The sequence below is a fragment of the Nocardia sp. CDC160 genome (genome assembly GCF_035818795.1).
Taxonomy (GTDB): domain Bacteria; phylum Actinomycetota; class Actinomycetes; order Mycobacteriales; family Mycobacteriaceae; genus Nocardia.
Genome location: NZ_JAYKYT010000003.1, coordinates 288635 through 302225 on the forward strand (window position 1 = coordinate 288635; position 13591 = coordinate 302225).

Genomic DNA, 13591 nt, shown 5'->3' on the forward strand with positions numbered 1-13591 from the left:
TGCTCCCGGGAGGCCGCTATCGGGCCAGGTAGGCATTGACAGCCGGACCGATCAGGGCGAGCGCCTCGGCGGTGATCATCTCATTGTGGCTGTAGGGCAGCGGACGGTCGTGGATGGTTCCGGCGATATAGGGCCGCCAGGTGGTGACGTTCGGGTTGGGGTCCGGATTGTAGGCGGCGGCGAAGAAGAGCAGGTCGCCATCGAACACCTCGTGCTCGTGCGCGGCGATCTGGCGCAGCAGGTGTTGCAGGTCGCTGTAGAAGTTCTCCAGTTCGGTTGCGGTGAAGGTAATTCCGGAACCCGCCAGCAGGTCGGCGGCCTGCGCGGCGGTGAGGTGTTCGAGTTCGGGCGGGACGTCGATGCCGCCGAACTCCGACAGCAGCATGGACAGCGGCGGCAGGGCGCTGTCGTCGGGCACGGCCACATCGGCGCGCGAATCGATCATGATCAATGCGGGCACTTCGGCACCGCGGCGGCGCAATTCGACGGCCATGGCGTGCGCGAGCGGGCCGCCCGCCGAGTAGCCGAGCAGGTGATACGGACCCTCCGGCTGCACGCGCCGGATCTCCTCGACGTAGCGCACGGCCAGATCCCGCACGGTGCGGTCGGCGGTGCCGCCGTCGGCGACGCCAGGGGACTGGAGGCCGTAGATCGGGCGCGCCCGGTCGATGTACTGCACCAATCCGCCGTAGCACCAGGCCAATCCAATGGCCGGGTGGACGCAGAACAGGGCCGGTGCGTCGCCCTGCGGTCGCATGGGCAGCAGGACCCGCAGCGACGGGTCGATGCCGGGCTGGTCGGCGGCCTCGGTCAACCGCACCGCCAGCGCGGCGGGGGTGGGATCGAGGAACATCCATTGCAGCGGCATAGGGATACCGGTCCGCTCGCGCACCAGGGTGACCAGGCGCACCGCGCCCATGGAATTGCCGCCGATGTCGAAGAAGTTGTCGTCCACACCGATTCGCGGGTCTTCCAGGACGGTCTCGAAGGCCGCGACCAGGGTCCGTTCGGCGTCGGTGCGCGGTGCCCGGTAGACGCGTCTGGCCGGGGTCGGGCGGGCCTGCACCGTGGAGGTCGCCTCGTCCTGGGGATTCACCGTGAGCGCGGGCACTTCGGCCCCGGGCACCTCGAGGCTGCCGACCGCCGCCAGCGGCTCGGCACTCGCCGCGTCCAGCAGCGCGAGGAAACCGTCCACCATGGCGGCGGCGGTGAAACGGTCGAACAGGTCGGTGGCGAAGGTGAGGGAGCCGGTCATGCCCGCCGGTTCCCCGGCCGCGCCGAACTGTTCGGCCAGCATCCATTCGAGATCGAACTTGGAGCCGGGCGCGGGAGCATCCAACGGGCGAATCTCCAGGCCGGGCAGCTTCGTTGCCTCGGTGCCGACGTTCTGGAAGGCCAGCAGCACCTGGAACAGCGGGTGATGCGCCGTGGACCGGGTCGGAGCCAGGGCCTCCACCAGACGTTCGAAGGGAAGATCCATATTTCCGTAGACGGCGAGGTCGGAGCGGCGGACGGCGTCGACGGTGTCGGCGAACCCGGCGGCGGGGTCGAGCCGAGTGCGCAGGACGACGGTATTGACGAACATGCCGACGAGATCATCGAATTCGCCGTCACCGCGGCCCGCGACGACCGAGCCGATGGCGATATCGGTGCGACCGGACAGCCGGGCGAGCAGGACCGCCAGGGCGGCGTGCACGACCATGAACGGGCTCGCGCCGTGGCGTCGGGCCAGAACCTGGACGCGGTCGTGAACCGGTGCGGGAACGGTGAATTCGATGCGGTCGCCGGTGCCCGACGGTGTGGTGGGGCGGGGGCGGTCGGTGGGTAGGGCGTGGACCTCCGGGATGCCGTCGAGGTGGGTGCGCCAGAACTCCAGTTGACGGTTGGCCAGGCTGTCCGGATCGTTGTCGGAGCCCAGCAATTCGTGTTGCCAGAGCGCGTAATCGGCGTATTGCAGCGGGAGCGGGGTCCACTGCGGTGCGGTGCCCGCGGTGCGAGCGGCGAAGGCGTACATGACATCTCGGGCCAGCGGGGCCATGGACCAGCCGTCGGCGGCGATGTGATGCACGGCCAGCGCCAGGACCGTGCGCTCGGGCTCGACGCGGAGAATACCGACGCGCAGCGGGGTTTCGCGAGTGATGTCGAATCCGCGGGACAACTGGGTGCGGATTGCCTCGCCGATCTCTGGTGCGCCGACCTCGATTTCGGTGATCGGCGCGGACCCCGCGGTGGCGGGCAGAATCCGCTGATACGGCAGCCCGTCGGGTCCGGCCGGATACACGGTGCGCAGGGTCTCGTGCCGGGCCACCACATCGTCGATGGCGGCGCGCAGCACCGAAACATCCAGTGCGCCGGTGATTTCGAAGGCACCGGGGATGTTGTAGAGCGGTGAGCCGGGGTCGTAGCGGTTGAGGAACCACATGCGCTGCTGTGCGGCCGACAGTGGGATGCGGTCGGGACGTGGGCGCGGTCCGGGACGCGGGCGATCCGAGGCGCCACCGGTGGCGACGAGTGCGGCGAGCTCGGCCACGGTCGAGGCGTCGAAGAGGGCGCGGACGGGTACGGCGGTGTCCAGTGCGGCACCCAGTCGGGCCACGACGCGGGTCGCGATCAGCGAATTGCCGCCGAGGGCGAAGAAGTCGTCCTCGCGCCAGACCTGGTCGATGCCCAGGACCTCGGCGAAGGCGTGCGCGACGGCGGTCTCGACGGGTCCTTCGGGCGGCTGCTGCGCACCGGCCACCGGCCACGGGGCGGGCAGGGCGTCGAGGTCCAGCTTGCCGTTGGCGGTGCGGGGCAGATCGTCCAGCACCATGATCGAGGTGGGGACCATGTAGGACGGGAGTCGTTGTGCCGCCGCCTTCTTCAGCGACAATGGGTCCGGCTCCGCACCCGGCGCGGCGACCACGTACGCGGCCAGCATGCCGCCGCGACCGTCGTCACGGACCACCGCGACGGCGCGGGCGACCGACTGTTCGGCGGTCAGCGCGGCCTCGACATCGCCGAGTTCGATGCGCAGGCCGCGCAATTTGACCTGGGTGTCGGTGCGGCCCAGGTATTCCAGGTTTCCATTCCGACGGCGGACCAGATCGCCCGTGCGGTACATGCGTTGCCCGGTCTCGCCGTACGGGTCGGCGACGAATCTGCTCGCGGTGAGATCGAAGCGGCCGAAATAACCACGGGCCAAGGCTATTCCGCCCAGGTACAGTTCGCCGACGACACCGTCGGGGACGGGTCGCAGCCGGTCGTCGAGGACCAGGGCGCGCGTGCCGGGGGCGGGGTGGCCGATGGTGATCGGCTCGCCGGGGCGCACGCGGGCTCCGGCGGCCCACACCGTGGCCTCGGTCGGGCCGTAGTCGTTGAAGTGGTCGCGGCCCGCGGCGGCCCACGCTGTGACCAGTTCGGGTGGGCAGGGTTCGCCGCCGGTGACGATCACGCGCAGGTCGTCGAGGCCGGTCGGGTCCACCGTGGACAGTGCCGAAGGGGTCAGCGCGATATGCGAAACCCGTTCGCGGGACAGGAGTTCCCCGAGATCGGGTCCGGCGAACACGGTGGACGGCGCGATCACCAAGGTGGCGGCCGCGCCCACCGCCATGAGCAGTTCGACCACCGAGGCGTCGAAACTCGGTGAGGCGACGTGCAGGACACGGGACTCCGAGGTGATCCGATCCCTATCCCGTTGCGCGGCAGCGAGGTTCGCCAGTCCCGCGTGGGAGACCACAACGCCCTTGGGTGCGCCCGTCGAACCCGAGGTGAAGATGACGTAGGCCGGATGTGCCGTGTTCCTGGGGATTTCGCGGATCGAGGGCGGGTAGTCGTCGTGGTCGCCGTCGTCGACATACCACCAATCGACCGTGGCGGGCAGACGGTCACGGTGCGCGGTCACCGTCAGCCCGAGGCATACTCCGGAGACATCGACAATGCGGGCGATACGATCGGGCGGGTACGCCGGGTCGATCGGCACGAATGCCGCCCCGGTGCGCGCCACGGCCCACACCGCCAGCACGGATTCGATGGATCGCGGAATGCCCACGGCCACCAGGGTTTCCGGTCCGGCACCCGAGGCGGTGAGTCGTCGCGCCACCTTTTCGGCTCGGGCATCGAGTTCACGGTAGGTCAGGCTGCGGTCCCCGCACACCACCGCGACGCCGTCCGGGTTGGCCGCGACCGCCTCGGCCATCAGCTCGGCCAGCGTGCGCTCGGTGGCCACGGGTTCGTTCGCACTCCGCAACCGCTCCCGCTCCCCGGCCGTCAACAGGTCGAGATCGCCTATCGGCTTCGCCGATTCGGCCGTGACCTCGCCCAGGATGCGGACCAGCCGATCGGTGAAGGCCGACATGGTCGTGGCATCGAACAGATCGGTGGCGTAGCAGCAGCGCAACTCCATGCCGTCGGTGTCGCCGATGACCGTGAGACTCAAGTCGAAACGGCTGTTCGTCTGCGGCAATTCGAGCGGCGACACGGTCAGCTCGGGCAGTCGCAGCTCCGGCATGGCCAGGTTCTGGAACACCAGCATGACCTGAACCAGCGGATGCCGTGCCTCCGAACGGGCCGGTGCCAGCACCTCGACCAGACGCTCGAACGGCACATCCGCCCGCTCGAAGGCCGCCACATCGGTGTCGCGCACCCGACCCAGCAGGGCTCCGAAGCCTTCACCGGACCGAATGTCGGTGCGCAGCACCAGCGTATTCACGAACATGCCGACCAGATCGTCGAGTTCGCGCACCCCGCGTCCCGCCACCGGGGTGCCGATGACGACGTCGCCGGTACCGGCCAGCCTGGCCAGCAGCACCGCCAAGGCCGCGTGCACGACCATGAACGGCGTCGCCCGATGCTCGCGGGCACACCGGTCGATGGCGTCGGCGAGCCGCCGATCCACTCGCGCGGTGCATTCCGCCGCCCGGTGTGAGGCCCGCGCTGGACGGGGGCGATCGGTCGGCAGCTCCAGAAGATCCGGTACCCCGGCCAGCGCCTGCTCCCAGTACGCGAGCTGCCGGGCGGCCAGCGATTCCGGATCCTCCTCGGAACCCAGCCGATCCCGTTGCCACAGCGCGTAATCCGCGTACTGCACCGGTAGCGGCTCCCACCTCGGTGTGGCTCCGGCCGCGCGGGTGGCGTAGGCGGCGGCCACGTCTCGGGTCAGCGGGGCCATGGAGAAACCGTCCGTCGCGATGTGATGGGCGACCAGGACGACGACGTACTCCTCGCCCTCGCCCGAGATCCCGACCGCGGTCCACGGCTCGGCCTGATCGGTGGGCCGCGAGTCTGTCGTGGCGGCACGCGGTCCGTAACTCCGGACGGGTGAGGTCGATTCGCGCTCAGCCGTCCGGCGCACGCGGAGCACCCGCACCCGCAGCGGGACCGCCGCGGTGACGTCGAACCCACGGCCGATCACCTCGGCGATGACCTCGGGGATCTGAGCGCCGGTCACCGGGACCGGATCGAGGTCGAGCGGGACGTCCACGGCCGCGAGCACGCGCTGCATCCCCACGCCGTCGATGTCCGGGTAGACGGTGCGAAGGGTCTCATGCCGGTCGATCACATCGCGCAGGGCGGCATGCAGGGCGACGTGGTCCAGGTGGCCCGAAAGGCGCAGCGCAACCGGCACGTTGTAGGCCGGGGATGCCGGGTCATAGCGGTTGACGAACCACATGCGCTGCTGAGCCGGGGACAGCGGGACGAGGTCGGGGCGCTCGGTGCGTACCAGGGCCGGACCGGACTCTTCGGCTTCGCTCGCGGTCAGGCGTGCGGCCAGGTCGGCAACGACCGGGACCTCGAACAGTAGGCGCACAGGAAACGTGCGGCCGAGTTCTGCGGTGAGGCGGGCCGCGACGCGGGTCGCGATGAGCGAATCGCCGCCGAGGGCGAAGAAGTCGTCGCGTGCACCGACCCGGTCCAGGCCGAGGACCTCGGCGTAGGTCTGTGCGACGACCACCTCGGAGCCGGTCGGCTCGACGTATTCGGCCTGTGCCAGTTGCGGTTCGGGCAGCGCGCGGAGATCGACCTTGCCGCTCGCGGTCCGAGGCAGTTCCGGGAGGATTTGCAGGCTCGAGGGCATCAGGTAGCGCGGCAGTCGACCCGATGCCCAGTCCAGTAGCTCGGATACCGAAATCGGCGACGACAGTGCCACATACGAGCACAGCGTCATGGCCCCGGCCTGATTGCGGCGCGCGACGGTCACCGAGGCGTCGATGTGCGGATGCGTGAGCAACACCGCGTCGACCTCGCCCGGCTCCACCCGGATGCCGCGAATCTTCACCTGGAAGTCGCTGCGGCCCGCGTATTCGAAACCGGCTGCGGTGCAGCGCATCAGATCGCCAGTGCGGTACATGCGCTGGCCGACCGCGAAGGGATCCGCGACAAACCGACTCGCGGAAAGCGCTGCGCGCCCGGCATAACCGCGCGCCAACCCCGCACCGCGCACATACAGCTCGCCCACCGCGCCCGGCGGCACCGGCCGCAGCCAGCCGTCCAGCACCACCAGACTCGCCCCCGGTACGGGCTCGCCCAGTAGCGCGGAGGTCTCGGTGGTCATCGGGTCACCGAAGCTCGCCGCGATCGTGGTCTCGGCCGGACCATACGAATTCACCAGCGTCCGGCCCTCACTCAGCCGCGCCACCAGTGCGGGCGGGCAGGGCTCACCGCCGAGGACGACCGCGCGCACATCTCGCAGATCGCTCTCGTCGAGCGTGGCGAGAACGCTCGGGGTGCAGGTCAGATGCGTGGCACCCCCGGCCAGAATCGCGCGCGCCAGTTCCGCCCCGGCACTCGCCTCCGGCGGCGCGACAACCAAGGTCGCCCCCGCCGCGAAGGCGGACATCCACACCAACATGGCCGCGTCGAAAGCCGGGTTGAGACAGTGCATCACCCGCGACTCGCGATCGATCCGCCCGCGTTCCGCCGTGGCCGCAACCATATTCGCGAGCCCAGCGTGCGAGACCACGACGCCCTTCGGCGTCCCCGTGGAACCCGAGGTGAACACCACATACGCCGCGTGCTCGAGTCGCAATGGCGCCAACCGGTCCGCATCGGTCACCGGCTCGGACGACAGCCGAGCACACGCCGCGACCAGCGCGGGGTCGTCCATCCGAAGCCACTCGACGTCGTCGATCGATTCCACCGAGTCGGCCGTGGTACCCGCCGACTCGGCCGCGAGTGCAGCCGTCGATTCTGCGGTAATGCCCAGCACAGCACCACATTCCGCCGCGATGGCAGCGGTCCGCGCGGCCGGTTGGCCAATATCCACCGGCACGAACGCCGCACCGGTCTTGGCGATGGCCCACACCGCCACCATGGCCTCCACCGACCGCGGCAGCGCCACCAGTACGGCTCGCTCCGGCCCCGCACCGGCTTGGATCAACCTGCGCGCCAGCCGATTCGAGAGAATCTCGAGCTCGGCGTAGGTCAGCCCGTCCGGCACCGCGCCAGCAACGCGGGCCGCCTGGCCGTAGGGAGCCACGGTGGACGGGGATTCGGAGACACCTCGCCGCGAGAGCATGGAACCGATCACCGCGAACGCCTCTGGCGAGCCTTCGGCGGAGAGGAGGTCCGGGAGCAGGCGGACCTTCCGGGCGGCGGGCCCGTGCAGCATTGCGGCGGTGTCGCGGTCGTCGGTGCCGTGCAGGTGGACGGTTCGGCGGGTGGGGTCGCCGGTCAGGGCCACCAGGAGGCGGGACAGCGATGCGGCGAGCGCATCGGCCTGCTCGGCGTCGAAATGGCGTGGGGAGCGGGTGAGTTCGAGGCGGAGGCCGTTATTGGCGTAGGCGGCCAGGGAGAGGGGGTAGTGGGTGCCGTCATTGGCGCGGAGGCCGGTGATGGTGAGGTCGGCCTGGCGGGTGGCGGCGGTGAGGGTGGCGGCGTCAACCGGGTAGGACTCGAAGACGGTGGCCGTGTCGAAGAGGGGGCCGAGGCCGGTGGTCGCCTGGATCTCGTCGAGGCCCACGTGCTGGTGTTCGGCGAGGGCGGCCTGTTCGCGTTGGATGCGGGACAGGAGGTCGGCGACAGATTCGGCCGGATCGAGGGTGATGCGGACCGGGACGGTGTTCACCAGCATGCCGACCATGCGATCGGAGCCGGGGAGCTCCGGCGGGCGGCCGGAAACCGTTGCGCCGAAGACGATATCGGTCGAGCCGGTCTGCTCGGCCAGCAGCAGCGCCCACGCCACCTGGACCAGGGTGTTGACGGTGACCTGGCAGGTCGCGGCCGTGCGGCGCAGCGCGTCGGGCAGCTCCTCCGGGAGCGGCACCGCGTGGGCGACCGGGGTGGCCGGGGCGTCGGCGCGCGGGGCGTTTGGCGCGATGAGGGTCGGGCCGTCGAGTCCGGCGAGGGATTCCGACCACGCCGCGCGGGCACGGTCGGCATCGCGGGATGCCAACCATTCCAGGTGCGTGCGGAACGGGACCGGCGGCGCGAATCCGGTGTCGTCACCGGAGGTTTCGTAGAGGCCGATCAGCTCCGCGAACAGCAGCGGCATGGACCAGCCGTCGAGGATCAGGTGGTGATTGGTGATGATCAGCCGGAACCGCCGCTCCCCGGCCGCGACGCAGAGGAATCGGATGAGGGGTGGGGCATCGACCGAGAACGGGGTGCGGAACTCGTCGGCCGCGATCGCGTCGAGTTCCTCGGACGTCGCACCGAAAGCCTCGCGGTAGGCGCACGGGACCATCACTCGATCCGGAATCACCTGCGCCGCACCGGTATCCAAGGGGACGAACCCGGCACGCAGGACATCGTGACGACGGACCAGCGCCTCGGCGGCCGCAGACAGCCGCTCGAAATCCAGATCCGCTTCTACGTCGATGATCGCCTGCACCGAATAGCCATCGGGTCCGCCTTCGGCGAGCTGAGCCTGGAACAGCAGTCCACGCTGCAACGGCGTCAGCGGCCAAGCATCCGTGAGCGCGCCGAAATTCTGCTCCCACGAGTCGATTTCATTCTGCGAGGTATTCAGCAATGGCAGATCGGAGGGTGTGAGCCCACCGGCATCGGGACGCCGAACCAGCTCCGCGAGCTCCGAGACGGCCGAAAGCCATTCCCGCGCCAGCGCTTCCACATCGGCGGCTTCGATGGCCTCGGCGGCGAACTGCCACACGGCCTTGATCCGCGGCCCGCTCTCGGATTCCAGCACGACCGCGTCGATCGAAACCACGGCCGCCAAGGGCATATCCGGGTCCGCGTGTCCGCCCAGCCGATCCGCCATCGACACCGGCAGCCATTCCCCTTCAGCCACCACATCGGGGATCTGGCCGAGATAGTTGAACCCGACCTGCGGTTCGGGCAGCGCCGCCAGTTCGGCGGCCGTTCGCGCATTCAGGTAGCGCAGCAACCCGAACCCGAATCCGCCGCGCGGCACGGCGCGCAGCCGCTCCTTGGTCGCCTTCAGCACCGCGTCGATGAGCTGGTCGTCATCGGAATCCTCGGCCACCGCAACGGGTTCGAGTCGCACGGGCACCTGCGCCGTGAACCACCCCACGGTTCGCGACAGATCGGCTCCCGCCACCGCGGCCTCATCACGCCCATGCCGCTCCACCGCGACCACCGTGCTCCCGGCCGCCTCGCCGCGCCGAGCCCGCCAGCGAGCCAGCGCCAGCGTGAGCACGGCCAGCAGCGCATCCTCGACACCGCAGCGATAGGTCGCGGCGATCCGGCCAACCAGTGCCGCCGAAACCTGCTCCGGCACTTCGATATCGACAGTCCGAGCGGTCCGCCGCGTATCCACCGCATGGTCGAGCCTGCGCCGCCCGACCAACGCGTCCTCCCGCAGCACCCCGCGCCAGTACGGCAGCTCGCGCACCGGCCAGGTCGCGGCACCACCCTGGTTCGCCAGGTCGGCCAGGGCGTAAGCCCACGTACGCATGGAGGTTCCGGTTTCCCGCACCGTCGGCTCCGCACCGGTCGAAGCCTGCGCCCAGGCGGACATGAAGTCGGGCAGCAGGATTCGCCAGGACACGGCATCACAGGCGAGGTGGTGCAAGGCGATGGCCAAACGGCCCGAGCGCCCCGGACCGGCGTCCAGCCAGGTCAGGGTGAGCATCACGCCCGCACGCGGATCCAACCTGTCCACTGCCGCGTTCAGGGCGCGGTCGATCGCCTCGTCCGAGATTTCGGTTGCGGCGCAGTCGATCCGGGTCAAGAGCTGCGTCGCATCGGTGAAACCCGCTGGTGGCACCTCCAATTGCAGTCCCTCGTCGGTCTCGACCACCCGGGCGCGGAGCATATCGTGCCCGTCGAGCAGTGCCTGCACGGTGCGCACCAGCGCCGCCGACTCCGCGCCGACCGGGACCTGCACCACCATGGACTGGGCGAAGTGCGTCCACCCCGGACGGCTCAACAGCCAGGCCGCGATCGGGGTCAACGGCATGCGACCGACGCCACCGCCGGGTAGCTCGGCCAGCCGCTGCGGGCGGTCCTCGACCCGGGTCACCACCGCGGCCAGGGCGGCGGGGGTCCGATGATCGAAAACCTCACGCGCGGAGAAGACCAGACCGGCGGCACGAGCGCGCGAGACCAGCGTGATGGCCATGATCGAGTCGCCACCGAGGGCGAAGAAGGCGGTGTCGGGTCCGACCTCCGCGGTACCCAGCACGTCGGCGAACAGGGTGCACAGCAGCCGCTCGGTCTCCGACGCCGCGGCGCGGTGGATCGGTTGCGCCACTACCGGTTCGGGCAGGGCGCGGCGATCGACCTTGCCATTCGCGGTCAGCGGCAGCGCGCCCAGCACGGTGACGGTGCCTGGCACCATGTACGGGGGCAGCCGGTGGGTGGCGTGGTCGAGCAGCTCGGGCTCGGTGATGTCGTACCCGGCGTGCGGGACCACATAGGCGGCCAGCACCGTGCTGCCACCGGGACCCGGGCGCGCCACGGTCACCGCGATCTCGACGGCCGGGTGCGCGTTCAACACCGCGTCGATCTCACCCAGCTCGATGCGCATGCCGCGCAACTTGACCTGGAAGTCACCGCGCCCGACGTACTCGAGCACTCCGGATTCGGTCCAGCGCACCAGATCACCGGTGCGGTACATGCGACTACCGGCCGGACCATCGGGCGCGGGCACGAAGCGTTCGGCCGTCAAACCCGGCCGACCCACATAGCCGCGCGCCACCCCGGGCCCGGTCACATACAGCTCCCCGGCCATCCCGATCGGCACCGGCCGCAGCCAGCGATCCAGCACCAGCATGCCCGCACCCGGAATCGGATCACCGATCCCGGCATTCACGCCCGGCACCAAGCCCTTGGTGTAGGTGACCGCCACCGTGGTCTCGCTGGGACCGTACGAATTCAGCAGATCCCGCCCGATTCCGAAGCGCGCCACGATATCCGGCGGCGTCGGCTCCCCGCCCGACGACACCGCCCGCACACCGTTCAGCGCATCCGGTTCCAGCGTGGACAGCACCGCCGGGGTCGAGCACACCTGCGTAATGCCGTACTCCCGCACCAGCGCGGCCAATTCCGCGCCCACCACCGGGTCGGATTCGGCCACCACCAGCGTCGTCCCCGAGGCGAACGCCATCAGCCATTCCAGCACCGAGGCGTCGAAACTCGGGTTCAGGCACTGCAATACCCGCGCGCCGGGTTCGACCCGATAGGCGTCCACGATCGCGGCGGCCAGCCCCGACAAACCGGCATGCGTCACCACCACGCCCTTGGGGACACCCGTCGACCCGGACGTGAAGACCACGTAGGCCGGATTCTCGATGCGCGGCCGCCCACGCAACTCGCCAGCCGTCAGCGCCGCATCGGACACCTGGCGGATCTCGGCCGCGTCGGAGAACAGATCGTCGAGGGTGATCCAGTGGACCGAATTCGGTAGCACCGCCGCGGTTTCCGCGAAGCACAGCCCCACCGCGGCCCCGGATTCGGCCGCGATCCGCGCGACTCGATCGGCGGGCAGCGCGGTGCCCAGCGGCACGAAGGCGGCTCCGGTCTTGGCCACGGCCCATAGCGCGACCATGGCCTCGATCGAGCGGGGAAGCGCCAGCAGCACGGTCGATTCCGGTCCGATGGCCGCAAGCTCCGGGGTTGCGGAATCGGATCCGGCATCGTCTCGCACGGCCGTGGCGCTCAAGAGCCTGCGCGCCAGTCGATTCGACGCGGCATCGAGTTGCCCGTAGGTCAGGCGACGCTCTCCGCCCATGACGGCGAGGGTGTCGGGCCCGGCGCGGCGCAGACCGTCCGCGAGAATCTCCGGAAGTAACCGCGCTTCGGGCGCGGGCGCGCCGTGCACGCCCGCGAGCAGCGATTTCTCGTCCGCCACCGCGTATTCCAACGCCCCGACCGGGGTCTCGGCATCCGCGTCGAGCAGCGAATCCAGCAGCGTGAGGAATCTCCGATGATGTCTGCTCAGCGAATCCTCGTCGTACAGGCGCGGATTCGCCGCGAAGTCGACGTGAATCGGTGCGTCCGAACCATGCTGGTAGAAGTTGACGAACAGGTCCTCGATCGGCCCCGACGTCAGCACGTGCAGGCTCGATTCCACGCCCTCGAAATCGATCCCGGCCGGAAACAGCATGATGTTGATGACCGGCCCGATCATGCCCCGGCCGAATTCCGACCGCTCGCTCTCGCTCCGCATGTCCTCGTGGCGGAAGCGCTGATGCCGCAGGGCCCCCGACGCGGCCACCCGCACGGCATCGAGCACCTCCCCCACCCGCCCGGCACGCGGCACCGGCACGCGCAGCGGCACCACATTGGCGATCATGCCGCCGGAACGCCGCAGCACGGCGGTGGTGCGGCCGGAGACGGGCAGACTCAGCACCACGTCCTCGGTGGCGGTCAGCCGGGCGTAGTAGAGCGCGACCGCGGCCATGACCACGGTCGCCGAACTGGTGTCGAAGCGGCGGGCCGCGTCCGCCAGGCGCGCGGCCGTCGCCTCACCCAATTGCGCGCGGGCCTCGCGACCCAGCGCGCTCGCGGGCGCGGTGGCCGCGACCAGGCTGCACCGGTCGGGCATGCCCGCGGTGGCCTCGCGCCAGTAGTGCTCGTCGGTGGCGTACCGGGAGGACTCCCGGTACGCCATCTCCGCCTCGTGCACTTCCAACAGCGAGGCCGCGGTGCCGGGAGGCGCCGTTTGCCCGCGCACCGCGGCGTTGTACAGCTCGGCGACCCGATACAGCATGGTCACCGAACCGAATCCATCGATGAGGATGTGGTGTGCTCTGGTGTACCACAGGTGATGGAACTCCCCGACCCGGATCACCGTAGATACTCCAGCTTTCGCACCGAGCATGTCGATCGGTGCCGCCACATCCGCGCGCATCCACTCCAGCGCGTGTGAAACCGGGTCGGGTCGGTCCCGGAAATCCAGGAACCCGATGGCCGGTTCGATCTCGGGATCGACCACCTGATACGGCCGATGCTCGAGCTCGACGAATCGCAGCACGCCGGAACCGAATTCACGCCCCGCCCGCGCGGCCGCCCGGCGCAGTGCCGCCACGTCCAGTGGTCCGCGCATCTCGATGTACTGGGCCTCCGACAGCGGCACCGCCGGATCCAGTTGCTGCGCATACCACATCCCCAGCTGCGCCGGGGAGAGCGGGAAGGTTTCCTTCGAGACGGCGGTCGATTCCGCCGAGAGTTCGCGCGTCATCACGCACTG

The 13591-nt window shown here is 70.0% G+C and carries 1 protein-coding gene; it reads right to left on the reverse strand.

What is annotated here, in order from left to right; all coding sequences use genetic code 11:
- Positions 1-16 precede the first annotated feature (16 nt).
- The gene (locus VMT40_RS15970) at positions 17-13582 is read right to left on the reverse strand and encodes a non-ribosomal peptide synthetase (protein ID WP_326358948.1); all 13566 of its coding nucleotides are present in this window, start codon (positions 13580-13582) and stop codon (positions 17-19) included.
- Positions 13583-13591: the final 9 nt, after the last annotated feature.

Bases quoted from the DNA above. Each gene is read 5' to 3' on its own strand.
- VMT40_RS15970 (WP_326358948.1), bottom strand. From the start codon at position 13,582: ATGACGCGCGAACTCTCGGCGGAATCGACCGCCGTCTCGAAGGAAACC.